Source organism: Pseudomonas sp. Pseusp88 (assembly GCF_047303955.1).
GTDB lineage: Bacteria > Pseudomonadota > Gammaproteobacteria > Pseudomonadales > Pseudomonadaceae > Aquipseudomonas.
On sequence record NZ_JBGLYM010000017.1, the window covers coordinates 23,401 to 37,736 of the forward strand.

Genomic DNA, 14,336 nt, shown 5'->3' on the forward strand with positions numbered 1-14,336 from the left:
TGTGGTGCCTTGAGCACCTTTTTAGGAAGGAACACCTCTATGAAGCGAACGCTAGCTGTTGTGCTGCTCTCCAGCCTGATCCTGCAAGGCTGCGCTTTTGCCCCCGGACAGCACATGACCCCTGATGACGTCCAAGCCAAGGACCCGGACGGTCCCGATGTGCATCTCGTCCACATCACCCCGCAAACCCTCAAGCAACAACAACAGCAGGCCATTGCCGTGGCGCGACCGCTGCCGCCGGAACTGCTCAACTACGTACCGCCTGAGTACGTGGTCGGCCCCGGTGACGCCCTGCTGGTGGTGGTCTTCGAACACCCGGAACTGACCGCGCCAGGCTCCAACGATCAACTCGATGCCAATACCCGGGAAGTCCTCAGCGACGGCACGCTGTTCTTCCCTTACGTAGGCCGCATCCAGGCAGGCGGCAAGACCGTGCGGGAAATCCGCGACCAGTTGCGTATGGGCCTTTCGCCGCAATACACTGAGGTCAAGGTCGACGTCAAAGTAGTACGCTACAACAGCAAGCGGATATTGCTGTCCGGCTCCTTCAAGAACCCCGGACCACAACCGATCAACAATATTCCCCTGAGTCTGGTCCAGGCGATCAGCGTCGCCGGGCTTGACCTCGGCGACGCCAACCTCGCCGGCCTGACCCTCAGACGTGATGGCAAGGACTACCCGATCGACGTCGACGCCCTCAACCGACCCAACTCGCAACTGAGCAAGGTCTACCTCAAGGACGGCGACTACCTGCACCTGAACAGCAACTCGAAGAACAAGATCTACGTGCTGGGCGAAGTTCAGCGACCCCAGGTAATCACATTCAGCACCACCAGCGTGACCCTGCTCGAAGCCCTCGGCAACTCCGGTGGCCTGAGCCCGGACAGCGCCGACGGTGACGCGGTCTATGTGATTCGCGGCGCGCAAAACAACATCGGCAGCGCGACGGTCTTTCATCTGAACGCGGAAAAACCCACCGCCTATGTACTGGCCAAGCAGTTTGAGTTGCAAGCCCAGGACGTAGTGTTCGTCGGCCCGGCCAATATCACCCGTTGGAGCCGCTTCATCAGCCAGTTGCTGGGGTCAGCCAGCGTCATCCAGACCGGGGCCGCCTTCAGAAACTGACGGTCGCCTCCCCTTCAAGTCCCAACCGCCTCCCCGCATCTGCCGACTGCGGGGATTTTTTTGTCTGGCGTTTGTTGCCCAAGTGTTTCCCTGGCAACAGTGAATCGACACTTGGCCTCTCAATCGGCAGATTCGACGGGTAACCGGCGCTGAGAAAAATTATTAAATTTGTTTTATTTCAATAAGTTAACGAAATAAAAAGAGCTGGCATGCAAGCTGCTATGGCATAACACGCTCTTCCCAAGGACAAAGCCCATGCTGGTCGTTTCACTTTCAGGCAGCCCCACCGAAAAATCCCGCTCCGGCGTGGTCCTGGCCCATGCCGCGCGCTGGCTGGAAAACCAGGGCGTCGAAGTCAGTACCCTGCGCATTCGCGATTTCAACGCCGAAGACCTGCTCTTCGCCCGTTTCGATAGCCCTCAGGTCAAGGCTTTTATCGAGGCCGTAAGCCAGGCCGATGGTCTGCTGATCGCCACGCCGGTATACAAGGCGTCGTTCTCCGGCGCCCTGAAAACCCTGCTCGACCTGCTCCCCGAACGTTCACTGCTGGGCAAGGTGGTCCTGCCCCTGGCCACCGGCGGCAGCATGGCCCATATGCTGGCAGTGGATTACGCCCTCAAGCCGGTACTGTCAGCGCTCAAATGCCAGGAAGTGCTGCATGGCATCTTCGCTATCGATACCCAGATCACCTATGGCGACAATCCGCAGGGCGGCGTGCTCGACGAGATTCTGACCCAGCGTTTGCATGAAGGCCTGGAGCATTTCCAGCATGGCTTGCAGCGCCGCCATCAGGCCCGGCAGATCCAGGCAGGTGGGCATTTGCGGTTGGCGTTGTAAATAGCTGGATTTGGGTTCCAGTGGCGCAGGGCTTGCTCACAGCTCCAACTGATCCGCCTTGATACCAAACGCCGCAGCGATTTTCTCGCGAGTGGCCTTGCGTGGCCTGGCGACCGTTTCCTGCTGCGCATAGGCCGGTTGGCTGATGCCCATGCGCCCCGCCACGTCATCCTGGGTCAGGCCCAAGTGTTCCCGCCAGGCGCGGATCGGTGAAACGCCATCGACAATGCGGCTGACTATGTCATGGGGGATCAGGTCGCTGTTGTGGTTATACTGCGCAATATATTGCGCGTAGGGAATCACCACGAAGGCTGGTTTGCCATCCGGTCCGTTGATGACTTGAATATCAGTAGGTGCGTTCATCACGCTTGCTCACTTCTTGAATGCTGATGATTTTGACTGCGCCGTCCCAGTTGAACAGGACGCGGTAATTGCCTAGCCGCAGTCGGTTGTCATGTCAAAGAGAGAGTGCATGCAAGATCTACTGCGTAAATAGTTAGATCGCAAGGTATTAATTTCCATATGGTCACACCTCGGGTCTGGCTGCAACTGTAAACTTCCAGCTTCGACTGCGAAATATCTAATGCGCAGCCTTTACCGTTATCTTGCGCAGTAGCCGAAAAAATTAACAGCAAGGCAAGAATAGGAAGAATGTTTTTAAATCTGATCATTGGGTATGCTCCCTACAAAAACCCAGGAAGAGTCTATTCTTTAGAGATATCTTCATGAAGCTTACCTAGCAACTATCTAAGCTGCACCTCTACCAAATCTAGTAGATCTTTCAAGGCCGCTATACTTTCCTCTTGAAAATCATTGCATTGTGAGACGACGATATAGCCAGAGATACCTTTTCTATCGTATGTACTGCAAATCACATACGGGCCTTCGTTATCGCCAGCCCCCTCGTATGTAACATCAATTACATTTGTCAATCTCCAGTTTTCTTTATTCATCCGAGCTTTTACCGCGGCAGACGCATCGATGCTCCTATGGATTCTTCCGTGGCTTGGCAAATCTATGAGATTGACGTAAGGCAAGCTATCGCCATCCATTAGCTTTAAAACAACATTAAAATCATCTCCAGCCAGGATAAATGTTGGAAGAGCGTCAAGATTTCCTGCGTAAACCGGCTTATTGGGAGGAAACAGCTTCCATATAGTTACGCCGCTGGTTTGAGTGCAGCTGGATACCTTCAACTTCGACCGCGACACGTCTAATGCGCAGCCTTTACCGTTATCTTGCGCGGTAGCCGCAAAAGAGAATAGCAAGCCAAGAATAGAAAGAGTGCTTTTAAATCTGATCACTAGGTATATTTCCTATAGGAATTCAGGCAGAGTCTATTTGTTTAGCACTCTCTTCCTGAAATCCAAACGAAAACTATCTAAGCTGCGCCCATACTAAATCAAGCAGATCCTTCAAAGCATCTCTGTTCTTTTCTTGAAAGTCAATGCATTGGAGCACGACGAAATAGCCCGAACTGCCTTTTCTATCATATGTACCACAAACCACTCCCGGCCCTTCATTCTCGCCAGCTCCCTCGTAGATAGATAGAACTGTATTTGTCAGCCTCCAGTTTATTTTCTCCATCACTTCCTTTGCCTCGACAGGGATAGCGGTAGTGCTCAGGATTGCGTCGGGGGTTGGCAATTTTATAAAATTATTATAAGGTGTTTCGCCACTCCCCATTAGTTTTAAGATGACACCAAGATCATCCCCTACCAAGATAAAAGTCGGCAGACCGTCAAGGTTTCCTGCGTAGCGTTTCTGATCGCGGGGAATCAATTTCCATATAGTCACACCGTCGGTCCGGGTGCAGCCAGAAGTCTCGAACTTCGACTGCGACACGTCTAACGCGCACCCCTTGCCATTATCTTGCGCAACAGCCGAATAAGAAAACAGCAAGGCAAGAATACAGAGGAAGTTTTTAAATCTGATCATTAGTTATGCTCCCTATAAAAATTCAGGAAGAGTCTATTATTTAGAGATATCTTCCGAAATTACCCGACAATTATCTAAGCTGCACCTCTACCAAATCTAGCAAATCCTTCAAGGTTGCTATATTTTCTTCTTGAATGTCATTACATTGGGAAACAACAACGTAGCCCGAGTCGACTTTTTTATCAAGCGTACTGCAAATCATATACGGGCCTTGGTTATCGCCAGCCCCTTCGTATGTAAAATCAATCACATTCGTCAGCCTCCAGTTTTCTGTATCTAACATAGTCTTTACCGCGCTGGAGGCATCGATAGCGCTCAGGATTTTATATGGGCTTGGCAATTGCATGAATTTACTGTAAGGCGAGTCACCACCATTTATCAGCTTTAAAATAACATCAAGATTATCTCCGACCAATATAAATACTGGAAGGCGTGCAAGATTCCCTTCGTAAACCGGCTGACCGCTAGAAATCAACTTCCGTAGAGTCACACCGTCGGTCTGGGTGCAGCCAGAAATGTCAAACCTAGACTGCGAAATATCTAATCCGCATACATTGCCATCACCTTGCGTAAAGGCCGAGAAAGAGAACAGCAAGCCAAAAATAAGAAGGGCATTTTTAAATCTGATCATTTAGTATGTCCCCTAAAGATATTCAGGAAGAGTCTATTTCTTTGAAAACCCTCTTTCTGAAGCTCACCCGAAAACTATTTAAACTGCACCTCTAATAAATCTAACAAGTCTTTCAATTCTGATCTATCTTTTTTATCATAGCTATTGCATTGGGAAACGACGACATAGTCCGAGGTGCCTTTTCTGTCATATGTACCACAAACCACAAACGGTCCTTCATTATCACCTGCCCCTTTATAGGTCGAAATAGTCGTATTTGTCAGCCTCCAGTTTATTTTTTCCATCGTCGCTTTTGCCGAGCCAGGGATAATAGTAGTACTCAGAATTTCTTCGGGGCCCGGCAATCTTATGAAATTGTTATATGGAGAATCGCCGTCATTCATTAGCTTTAAAATAACATCAAGATCATCTCCAGCCAGGATAAAGGTTGGAAGGAAGCCAAGATCTTGCTCGTAAGATGGAGGCGGCTGATCACGAGGGATCAATTTCCATATGGTCACACCGCGAGTCTGGGTGCAGCTGGATACCTCCAACTTCGACCGCGACACGTCTAACGCGCAGCCTTTACCGTTATTTTGCGCGGTAGCCGCAAAAGAGAATAGCAAACCAAGCATAGGAAGAGTGTTTTTAAATCTGATCATTTAGTATGGCCCAGATAGGAGTGAAAGAATTTTGTCTTTCAGCATTGTGCGCGGGAATTCTGTCGGCGCGTCCTCTGTTAATCACTGAGCCAACCGCCGTCACTTCGGTGGAAGTTGATCCAGTGTCTGCATGTTTATTTATTTTTTCCCTTACCCAAAAGAAACCCGACGCATCACAGGCGTTGTAATCATCGCTGGCAAGAAGAGGGGGATTAGGGTCCATAGTAAAGTTCCGGCCTCTGTAGCTTTCGTAACTGCTATAGTTTTTTCTGCCGGTGATTTGCAGGAAACCGCGACCACGAAATCTTTGACCATCCCCGGTCATGCCACCACGGGCCGAATTGGCGATGCCATTATTCATGCCTGCCGCTTTAGTGGCTATCTGGCCGGGCCGTGACGCCATATAATCCGATCTACTTATGGGCTGCCTTGGATTTGGCCCAGGATTATGCAGTTCAATTGGGCGACGTCCAGTTGGCAGATCACGCCTTAGATTAACGGCCTGATCGTAATCTGCGCCAGCCTCAGCAACCGTGATGACTTCATACATTTTACGAAAATAGTTTACATCTCCTCTTTCTTCTCGGTGCTGCCACCACCCCGTTTCAATCCCGACTTGCGCAAAAAAATGAGAGACCCGCAGCGGTGAGCTATTTATCAAATATTTTGAGAGCATCTTGTTCATGCTCACTCTCAGTTCTTCAGCGCGCTGCCTACCCGCCGCAGGAGCTGCCTTCAATACCCGTACAAGTTCCGCGCTACTGAACCAGCCGCACTTTCTGAATATTCTAATAAATTCGACAGGCGGGAAGTGCCAGTGGGCGCCGTCAATGTCAGGCAGATTGGCCTGTTCCCAAAATGCCAACTTGTTCTGATGTTTTTTTATGGTTTCATACTGTTCCTGAGGCATCGAGCCCTCATTCGCTACTTTCAACAGCCATCCGTAGCGGGTATCAAAATCGCTTGCGGTCCATTCCGTTGGGAATTTGCACACCAAACGCTTCATGCGCTCCCGGGTTTCCGGTGAGCCCAGGCGAGACAGGCTTAGTTGTCGCTCGTTTTTATAGCGCGTTGACAGGTTTTGTTTTTCTTCCCCGGAAAGGGCCGCGTAGCCGGGGGAATTTGCCATGCTGACCGCATCATTGCGTCCTGGCTGTACGGTGCTTGAGCCCAAGCCCAGCAAGTTCCTGATAAAGCCGGATTGGCAATGACTGTCGGTATCCGCGTCATCGTCAACCAGGTGCCAGCCCTGCCAATGCGGAAAATCCGCATCGCTGAATTTGGTGACGCTGCTGGCATTCAGGTTGACCCAACCGGTTTTGGCTTGTTCGCCTGCCTTGCCAGGGAATTTGATCTGGCGCCAGTGTGCATCGTTGAAAGGTTGAAGTGCATCAGGCCCCAGAACCCGGCCAAAGCGCAACAGTTCATAACCCGCACTCGGGGACTGCGGGTAGTATTGCTTGGCTTTGTCGTAGAGTTTGTACTCGTATTTGTCCTCTTCCTTATGTGCGCCTATTTCTATCCCGCTCAGGTAAAACGACGTCAGTGTGCAGTCGCCTTTTTCATAGCGCATGCGAACGAAAATACCGGCCTGTAATTGCGACGCGACCGCCGCTTCGTAGCCATTGATTGTAGCAGGGACTTCCATGGACGATATTGCACTGCCACCGGCCTGGATGGGTGGGTCAATCGGCATCGCGGGAGGGCGATAAGCTACCCCGCTATTGTTTAACGATTGGCGGCGATCAGGCGGCGCAGCCTCGTAAATGAGTACCTCAGGAGCGACAAAGAAATAGAGATCGCCCCAGCAACTCTCCCTGCGGCCGTTATGGGCCTGGTAGTTAAGCTCCCGAGTGGTTCGACCTATCAAATGCGCTATCTGACTTTGATCGGCAATGATCTCGAAATGGATACGCCCCCCTTGCCGTAGATGCTGCCCGCTTCGCCAATAGCATCTTTGCGCAAGACCGCCGAGCCTGTTTGCAGGGGCGTCAGACTAATCTTCGACAGGTGCATGTAAATCGAATAAAAAACGACTTTGGCGTTGTCACCTTCACCGATCTCCGTCTCATGCCGAATAACCACGCACCCGTCATCCGTCCATTTACCGGTGTAGCGCAGGGGGTGATTCGGATCCGTGCTCGCGGGGGTGGGATTGCGAAAGTAAGCCAAGGTCCCATCAGCTATGGCGCGAACAGGAATAGCTCTCCCACCTTCTTGAGGCGCAGTCAGATGGATGCCGCCGTGCCAGTTAAGGTCAAAGCTCAGCGGATAACCGCCATCGCCAGGAGCACCGCCGACCATGGCGCGGGCCAGAAACTCGTCGTCGGTTTCGCCGGCAACCGGGGCCGGTAAAAAGGGAGGGCTAATAATCACTGGGGAAAGTCCTTGTCCATGTTGACGCTGCTGTTCGGTTCATAACGAAAAAAGGTAATCGTCAGTCGGCTCGTCCTTGTCTGACGGCGAATTGACCGGCGCCTGCTCCAACACATCCCCCGCCTTGTCCTGATCAGCCACTCCCGGCAACCTGGGCAATTTAATGGCGATTCCCTTTCCGCACCCGGGTGAGCCGCCAGCGTTGACCTTCACCTGTGGCCCCTGCACCGTCACGCCAGCGGGATCCAGCTTGAGAAAGCTGCCTCCGGCCTTTGCGGTGAATTCCATCCCCGCCTCCATGACTATTTTGTCGCCGCACTTGATGTGGATTTCGTTGCCCGCACGGACCAGCAGCGCCCTGCCGAGCTTGACGTGCTTATTCGCGCCGACGGTCAGATGATCGTCCATGCGCACCTGGACCTTGCGGTCGGCGTCGGTGGTGCGGTGTTCTTCGGCCTTGAATTCGCTGTAGCTGTCGGCTTCGACGGTGTCGTGGCGTTGGTGGCCGACGTGGATTCTCTGATTGTTTTCGATGCGCTCATCCCAGTCACGCTGGGCGTGGATAAAGATCTGTTCGGCGCCTTTTTTGTCTTCGATGCGCACTTCGTTGTAACCGACGCCGCCCGGTGAGCTGAGAGTCTTGAAGACGGTGCGGGTCTTGTGGGCAGGAAGCGCGTAGGGCGTCTCGTTTCGCTTGTGGTACAGGCAGCCGCTGACGATGGGCTGATCGGGGTCGCCTTCCAGGAAGGACACCAGCACTTCCATGCCGACACGGGGGATGGCGATGCCACCATAGCGGTCGCCCGCCCAACCGGAGGACACCCGCAGCCAGCAACTGGCCTGGTCATCGCCCCGGCCTTCGCGGTCCCAGTGGAATTGCACCTTCACCCGACCGTACGGGTCGCAGTGGATGTCTTCGCCCTCGGGTCCGGTGACGATGGCGGTCTGACTGCCAAGCACGCGAGGCTTGGGGTGGTTCAACGCGGGGCGGTAGAACGCCGTCCACGGCGTGGCGAAAAAATGGTTGCGGTAGCCCTGGTGGAAGTCGTCCTGGTTGGCGCTGGTATCGCTGGGCGTAGACTCTTCCAGCACCTGCGGCTGTTTGCCCTCGTGGGCGATCCTGGTGAGCAGCCAGAGGTCGTTCCACTCACTGCGGGGATGGTCGCTGAGCTCCAGGAAGTGGCCGCTGACCAGTCGGGTCTGGTTGCCGTGGCCCTCGGCTTGCTGATAGTCGGCACGGTGGCGCTCCAGTGCGCGCCGGCTGAGCAATTTGCCTCGTGCCTCGTCGTCGAAACGACCGGGATAGTCGTAGTCTTCCAGATCCGGTTGCTTGCTTTGGCCCTCGAGCTTGCAGGCGCCTTCGAGTTGCAGCCTGGGTTGCTCGAAGTCGTAATCGCGGCGGGTGACTCGGCCGGTACGGGTTTCCAGGCGCAGTTTGAAGCGCTTGATTACCGGTTCATCGGCGACCATGCCGCTGTCTTGCACATACGCCGTGGGCTGGCCCAGTCTGGGGAAAAAGGCCTGATCGTCACCGAAGGCCAGCACGTGGGCGTCGCGGCTGTGCTGGAAGTGGTAGTGAATGCCTTCCTCTTCGCACAAGCGCTGTATCAGGTGCAGATCTGTTTCATCGTATTGCACGCAGTAATCACGTTCAGGGCAGGCCTTAGCGAGGTTGAATCGGTAGGCGTCGCTGAGAATGCCATGTTCTTCGAGAATCGCCGCGATGATGGTCGGCACCGACATTTGCTGGAAAATGCGCTGGTTGGTGCGGTGATGCAGGTATTGCAACTGCGGCACCAGGGAGACTTTGTAACGGCTCAGGCGCTTGCCCGCATCGCCTTGGGCGACGCTGTAGATCTGACCGTGGATACCGGCGCCGTGCTGATCGAAAGCCAGGAACGCCTGCTTGTGCAGCAGGGTTTCCAGGTCCAGGTTGCTGCGCTCGCTGACCAGTTCGAGGTCGAAACGGTAGGGCTGGCTGATGCCTTCGGTGCCAGTGAACGACAGCACTTGCAGATCGTGCTCAAGATCATTGATGGTTAGCCGGAAGTGAGTCTGGTTGGCAGTGCTTAACATCCCTTGGTGCTCCTTGGCTTGGTGTCGATCCTGCGCGTGAGGAAGGGCCTGACATCGGCTCCCAACACAGCGAAAGGAAGGACACTAAACGAACGGAGCAAGCGACTCTGTAGGGAAAGTCCTAAAGACCGCTAGGAAACTTCTTGAGGTAAGGTTTTTACTTTTTAGGGCTGCCAATGGAGCTGGGCCTGACGGCGTGAGTGGCTTCTCAACCTATCGGATCCGGCTCCAATGTCGTCAGGTCTCAGTGCTCCAGCAACAACGGCACCAACGACAACACCAACAACGTCGCCATCCCCCAGTTGAACACACGCAGCCCCCGCGGGCTGCGCAGTACATTGCGCAACAGGCTGCCGAAACCGGCCCACATGCCGACGCTGGGCAGGTTGATCAGGGCGAACACCGCCGAAATCACCACGACATTGGTGAAGTAGCCCTGCAGGGGCGTGTAAGTGCTGATGGCGCCAATGGCCATGATCCAGGCCTTGGGATTGACCCACTGGAACAGTGCGGCGCCGATAAACGTCAGGGGTTTACCGATGCTGTCGGAGGATTCCGAAGCGGGGCCGGACGTGGCGATTTTCCACGCCAGATACAGCAGATAGGCCGCGCCGACATAACGCAGCAGCGTGTAGAGCAACGGCCAGGTCTGGAACACCGTGCCCAGGCCGAAGCCCACTGCCAGCACCAATACGAAAAAACCGATACTGATGCCCAACATGTGAGGGATAGTGCGGCTGAACCCGAAGTTCACCCCCGAGGCCAGTAGCATGGTGTTATTGGGGCCGGGCGTGGCCGAGGTGACAAAGGCAAACAGGGCGAATGCCAGAAGCAGATCAACGGAAAGCGGCATCTACAGGTCCAGGGTTCAATCAGTCAGGAGCGTCACCGTAGCGAAGCACATCCTGAAAACACATGGACAGTTCAGCGAACTTTAACCGGCACAGTTTCCAAAAAATCAAATTTCACAGGGACTGTTTCAGCCTTGGCGATCAGCTTTGACCACGCCGCTGTCGACGCTGACTTCACCACGATTGTCGAACTCGTGAACAGCCTGCATCTGTGGCTGGGCCATCAGGCGGGCTTTCTGAGCCTGGTATTCATCGAAGGACAGACCGCGACGGTTCAAGTCTTCAAGGGCCAACTGATGGGTTTCCTCAGCGGTGTAAGGACGCAGTTCCACCGGGTTGTGGGTGGAGCAACCAGTGACAATGGCAACGCTGAGTAACATGGCAAGAGTGAGAAGACGGTTCATGGTGCAAGCCTCTGAAGTCGGTTCATTTCGGGAATGAACCTAGGCTACGCCCGGGGCCGTTCTGGTAGAAATCACTGCGCTCGATAGTCGATATCGGGATACGAACGTGGGACCGGCTTTAGCCGGGAAGACGATATGACAGCCGATAGAAATGTATCGATGTTGCCGCCGCCTTCCCGGCTAACGCCGGTCCCACATCTATGAATGCGCTTGCCTAGACTCAGGTCAACCAGTGCCACAACAGCAAGGTCCCGACCAGCCCCACCACCGACACGATGGTCTGCAACACCGACCAGACCCAGATGGTCTGTTTGAGTTGCAGGCCGAAGTATTCGCGGACCATCCAGAAGCCGGCATCGTTGACGTGGCAGAAGAACACCGAACCGGCACCGATGGCCAGAGCCACCAGGGAGCTTTGCGTCGCCGCCAGGCCTGCCATCATCGGCGCAAGGATGCCCGCCGTGGTGGTCGTCGCGACCGTGGCCGAGCCGGTGGCCTGGCGCAATGCCACGGCAATCAGCCAGGCCAGCAGCAGGTACGGCATGTGGGCGCCTTCGGCGACCTTGCTGATGGTCTGGCTGACGCCGGCATCGAGCAGAGTCTGTTTCAAGCCGCCACCGGCGCCAATGGTCAGCAGCAGCACGGCAATCGGTGCGAGGCTTTTACGCAGGGTGCCGCCGACGTGTTCCCGGGAGATACCGTTGGCCCAGCCCAGGCAGATCACGGCAGCAATCACCGCCAGACCCAGGGCAACCAACGGTTCGCCGAGGAATTTCAGGGTCAGGGCGACGTTGCTTTCCGGCTCCATGGCCACTTTGGCCAGGGTGCTGCCGAGCATCAGGATCACCGGCAGCAGAATAATCAGCAGCGACACGCCAAAGCTCGGCTGACGCTTGGCTACAGGCTTGGCCGAAAACAGCTCGCCCAACTCGGCAGGCGCTTCAATATGCAGGCGCTTGGACAGCCAGTTGCCATAGATCGGACCTGCCAGAATCACTGCCGGAATCGCAATGCACAAACCCAGGAGCATGGTCAGGCCAAGATCTGCATGCAGCGCGCTTACCGCAATCAACGGCCCCGGATGAGGTGGCATCAGGGCGTGCAGAGTGGTCATCCCCGCCAGCGCCGGGATGGCGATTTTCAGCAGCGGCTGATCGGAACGCCGGGCCATGACGAAGATGATCGGCACCATCATCACCAAACCGACTTCGAAAAACAGCGGCAGACCGATGACCATGGCCACCAGGGCCATGACCCAAGGCAGCATGCGCCCCTTGCCCAGCCCCAGCAGGGTGCTGGCAATACGGTCGGCAGCGCCGGACTCGGCCATCAACGCACCGAGCATGGCGCCCAGGGCAATGATGATCCCGGCCTCGCCGAGAATGCCGCCCGCGCCTTTACTGAACGCCTTGGCCACCGCTTCAGCGGGCAAACCAGCGCCAATACCGGCAATGAAAGTACCAATCAGGATCGATAGAAAGGGGGGGAGCTTGGTCAGGCTGATCAGTACGATGATGGTGGCAATGGCCACCAGACAACAGATGATCAGACGGGTGTCATGCACCAACCAGGCAGCAGACGATACATCCAAGGGATGACTCCTTATCGTTGTGTGGGTTTCGACGGAAACATTTAGTTATAGTTTTTTTTTCGAAACGATACCTTATCCCCTAACGATTACAGGAAATTCTTTACATAAAGATTGGCTTTAACCCCTCTATCTAAAGGGTTTCTCCGGGATTATGCGCACATTCGATCAAGACCTCGCGCAAGGCCTGGGCAGCTGCCGACAGCTGATGATCGGCGAGCATCATCAGGCCGATGCGTCGTTCGATACGCGGTTCGGACAAAGCCACGCAACAGGCGCCCAGCTCCTGCATTTGCTGGATGCACAGTGATGGCACCGCACTGACCCCCAAGCCATTGGCGACCATGCGCCCGACTGTCGACAGCTGATGACTTTCGAACGCCACGGACAGCTTGCCGTGCTGCGCCTGGACATGTTCCTCAAGCAACAGACGCACGGCAGAGGGGCGTTGCAGGGCGATGAAATCCTCCTTGAGCAATTCACTCCAGGTTACTTCCCCACGCCCGGCCAACGGCGACTCCCTGGGCACCACAGCAACGAAGCGGTCCATGTAGAACGGCGTGAACAACAGCTCGTTGCTAGACTCCGGTTCGAAACCGATCCCCAGCTCGACCCGGCGATGGCGAACCATTTCCAGCACCTGCTCGTTGATCACGTCATGCACTGCGACATTGACCCGCGGGAACCGCCCGCGAAACACCTTGAGAGCCGCTGGCAGCAAGGTCCCGGCAAACGACGGCATGGCCGACACCGAAACCCGTCCCAGTTGCAGGGTGAAACGCTGGCGCAGCAGTTCCTCGGTATTGTCCCAGTCGGCCAGCAGTTGCCGGGCCAGGGGCAGCAGGGTTTCACCCTCCGGGGTCAGGCTGACACTGCGGGTGGTGCGGCTGAGCAACTGGCCGCCCAGGTCTTCTTCCAGGGCCTTGATCGTCAGGCTCAGGGCCGGTTGCGACAGGTGCAGACGCTCCCCGGCCTGGGCAAAGCTCAGGCTTTGGGCCACAGCCAGAAATGCACGCAGTTGCTTGACGTTCATATATTTAGATTTCTTATCAATTGATCAAAAAAACAAAATTAACAAATCATTGCGTGCGAGAGAAGATGCAACCAACGCCCCACCGACAGACCTGTTGGTCATTTAATAAATAGAAAAGGCAGATCATCATGGCCGGACTCGACAAACGAGTTGCAACCTACGAAGAAGCCCTTGCCGGGCTGACCGATAACATGACCGTACTGGCAGGTGGCTTTGGCCTGTGCGGCATCCCGGAAAACCTGATTGCCCAGATCAAGCGCATGGGCGTCAAGGGGCTGACCGTGGTCTCCAACAACTGCGGCGTCGACGGCTTCGGCCTCGGTATCCTTCTGGAAGACCGGCAGATCCGCAAGATGATCTCGTCCTACGTCGGCGAAAACGCTCTGTTCGAGCGCCAGTTGCTCGACGGCGAGCTGGAAGTCGAACTCACCCCCCAAGGCACTCTCGCGGAAAAATTGCGCGCAGGCGGTGCCGGCATCCCCGCTTTCTACACCGCCACCGGTTACGGCACCCCCGTTGCCGAAGGCAAGGAAACCCGTCAGTTCAACGGCCGCAACGTGATTCTGGAAGAAGCCATCACCGGTGACTTCGCCATCGTCAAGGGCTGGAAAGCCGACCATTTCGGCAATGTGGTCTACCGCCACACAGCGCAGAACTTCAACCCGGTCGTGGCCACCGCAGGCCGCATCACGGTGGTTGAGGTGGAAGAAATCGTCGAACCGGGCGTGCTCCTGCCGACTGAAATCCATACCCCTGGCATCTATGTCGACCGCGTGATCCTGGGCACCTTCGAGAAGCGCATCGAACAGCGCACCCTGAAGAAAGCCTGATCACTG

The 14,336-nt window shown here is 55.2% G+C and carries 15 protein-coding genes and 1 pseudogene; 3 read left to right on the forward strand and 13 right to left on the reverse strand.

All coding sequences use genetic code 11. The features are described 5' to 3' along the window. Positions 1-39: 39 nt before the first annotated feature. Positions 40-1,125, forward strand: coding sequence for a polysaccharide biosynthesis/export family protein (locus ACCD02_RS20015; RefSeq protein WP_413305494.1), 1,086 nt, complete (start codon positions 40-42; stop codon positions 1,123-1,125). Between the two features lie 255 nt (positions 1,126-1,380). Further along, complete coding sequence (gene ssuE / locus ACCD02_RS20020) at positions 1,381-1,962, forward strand: NADPH-dependent FMN reductase (protein ID WP_413305496.1); 582 nt, start codon at positions 1,381-1,383, stop codon at positions 1,960-1,962. Positions 1,963-1,998: 36 nt separating this feature from the next. Here the strand turns inward: ssuE and ACCD02_RS20025 are convergent, their stop codons facing one another. The 13 genes and pseudogenes from ACCD02_RS20025 to ACCD02_RS20085 form a co-directional block, all read right to left on the reverse strand. Next, positions 1,999-2,325, reverse strand: coding sequence for a helix-turn-helix domain-containing protein (locus tag ACCD02_RS20025; protein WP_413305499.1), 327 nt, complete (start codon positions 2,323-2,325; stop codon positions 1,999-2,001). Then, positions 2,309-2,410 (reverse strand): annotated as a pseudogene (locus tag ACCD02_RS20030) (type II toxin-antitoxin system RelE family toxin); the annotation flags it as partial. The pseudogene ACCD02_RS20030 and the gene ACCD02_RS20025, both read right to left, overlap by 17 nt. Before the next feature lie 295 nt (positions 2,411-2,705). Then, positions 2,706-3,266 (reverse strand): hypothetical protein, encoded by a 561-nt coding sequence (locus ACCD02_RS20035; protein WP_413305502.1) that lies wholly within the window; start codon positions 3,264-3,266, stop codon positions 2,706-2,708. 73 nt (positions 3,267-3,339) lie between these two features. Then, positions 3,340-3,900 (reverse strand): hypothetical protein, encoded by a 561-nt coding sequence (locus tag ACCD02_RS20040; protein ID WP_413305504.1) that lies wholly within the window; start codon positions 3,898-3,900, stop codon positions 3,340-3,342. Between the two features lie 70 nt (positions 3,901-3,970). Beyond that, complete coding sequence (locus ACCD02_RS20045; RefSeq protein ID WP_413305507.1) at positions 3,971-4,531, reverse strand: hypothetical protein; 561 nt, start codon at positions 4,529-4,531, stop codon at positions 3,971-3,973. 74 nt (positions 4,532-4,605) lie between these two features. Continuing rightward, complete coding sequence (locus ACCD02_RS20050; protein ID WP_413305509.1) at positions 4,606-5,172, reverse strand: hypothetical protein; 567 nt, start codon at positions 5,170-5,172, stop codon at positions 4,606-4,608. Beyond that, positions 5,159-6,820, reverse strand: a complete 1,662-nt coding sequence (locus tag ACCD02_RS20055) for a hypothetical protein (protein WP_413305512.1) — start codon at positions 6,818-6,820, stop codon at positions 5,159-5,161. Before ACCD02_RS20055 ends, ACCD02_RS20050 begins: the two co-directional genes overlap by 14 nt. A gap of 227 nt (positions 6,821-7,047) precedes the next feature. Further along, positions 7,048-7,548, reverse strand: a complete 501-nt coding sequence (locus ACCD02_RS20060; RefSeq protein ID WP_413305515.1) for a hypothetical protein — start codon at positions 7,546-7,548, stop codon at positions 7,048-7,050. 39 nt (positions 7,549-7,587) lie between these two features. Next, entirely contained in the window at positions 7,588-9,624 is a 2,037-nt protein-coding gene (locus ACCD02_RS20065) for a type VI secretion system tip protein VgrG (protein WP_413305518.1), read from the reverse strand. Between the two features lie 244 nt (positions 9,625-9,868). Continuing rightward, entirely contained in the window at positions 9,869-10,477 is a 609-nt protein-coding gene (locus tag ACCD02_RS20070; RefSeq protein WP_413305520.1) for a LysE family translocator, read from the reverse strand. Positions 10,478-10,603: 126 nt separating this feature from the next. Further along, complete coding sequence (locus tag ACCD02_RS20075; RefSeq protein ID WP_413305522.1) at positions 10,604-10,879, reverse strand: hypothetical protein; 276 nt, start codon at positions 10,877-10,879, stop codon at positions 10,604-10,606. 220 nt (positions 10,880-11,099) lie between these two features. Further along, positions 11,100-12,470 (reverse strand): gluconate:H+ symporter, encoded by a 1,371-nt coding sequence (locus ACCD02_RS20080; RefSeq protein ID WP_413305525.1) that lies wholly within the window; start codon positions 12,468-12,470, stop codon positions 11,100-11,102. Between the two features lie 130 nt (positions 12,471-12,600). Then, a complete protein-coding gene (locus tag ACCD02_RS20085) occupies positions 12,601-13,500 on the reverse strand; it encodes a LysR family transcriptional regulator (protein WP_413305528.1) in 900 nt (299 codons plus the stop codon). A 128-nt stretch (positions 13,501-13,628) separates the two neighbouring features. Here ACCD02_RS20085 and ACCD02_RS20090 point away from each other — a divergent pair, with 128 nt between their 5' ends. Beyond that, on the forward strand, positions 13,629-14,330 hold the full coding sequence (locus ACCD02_RS20090) for a CoA transferase subunit A (RefSeq protein ID WP_413305530.1): 702 nt from the start codon (positions 13,629-13,631) through the stop codon (positions 14,328-14,330). Positions 14,331-14,336: the final 6 nt, after the last annotated feature.

Excerpts from the sequence above, each read along its gene's own strand:
- ACCD02_RS20015 (WP_413305494.1), top strand. The coding sequence starts at position 40 with ATGAAGCGAACGCTAGCTGTTGTGCTGCTCTCCAGCCTGATCCTGCAA.
- ssuE (WP_413305496.1), top strand. The coding sequence starts at position 1,381 with ATGCTGGTCGTTTCACTTTCAGGCAGCCCCACCGAAAAATCCCGCTCC.
- ACCD02_RS20025 (WP_413305499.1), bottom strand. The coding sequence starts at position 2,325 with ATGAACGCACCTACTGATATTCAAGTCATCAACGGACCGGATGGCAAA.
- ACCD02_RS20040 (WP_413305504.1), bottom strand. The coding sequence starts at position 3,900 with ATGATCAGATTTAAAAACTTCCTCTGTATTCTTGCCTTGCTGTTTTCT.
- ACCD02_RS20045 (WP_413305507.1), bottom strand. The coding sequence starts at position 4,531 with ATGATCAGATTTAAAAATGCCCTTCTTATTTTTGGCTTGCTGTTCTCT.
- ACCD02_RS20050 (WP_413305509.1), bottom strand. The coding sequence starts at position 5,172 with ATGATCAGATTTAAAAACACTCTTCCTATGCTTGGTTTGCTATTCTCT.
- ACCD02_RS20055 (WP_413305512.1), bottom strand. The coding sequence starts at position 6,820 with ATGGAAGTCCCTGCTACAATCAATGGCTACGAAGCGGCGGTCGCGTCG.
- ACCD02_RS20065 (WP_413305518.1), bottom strand. The coding sequence starts at position 9,624 with ATGTTAAGCACTGCCAACCAGACTCACTTCCGGCTAACCATCAATGAT.
- ACCD02_RS20070 (WP_413305520.1), bottom strand. The coding sequence starts at position 10,477 with ATGCCGCTTTCCGTTGATCTGCTTCTGGCATTCGCCCTGTTTGCCTTT.
- ACCD02_RS20075 (WP_413305522.1), bottom strand. The coding sequence starts at position 10,879 with ATGAACCGTCTTCTCACTCTTGCCATGTTACTCAGCGTTGCCATTGTC.
- ACCD02_RS20085 (WP_413305528.1), bottom strand. The coding sequence starts at position 13,500 with ATGAACGTCAAGCAACTGCGTGCATTTCTGGCTGTGGCCCAAAGCCTG.
- ACCD02_RS20090 (WP_413305530.1), top strand. The coding sequence starts at position 13,629 with ATGGCCGGACTCGACAAACGAGTTGCAACCTACGAAGAAGCCCTTGCC.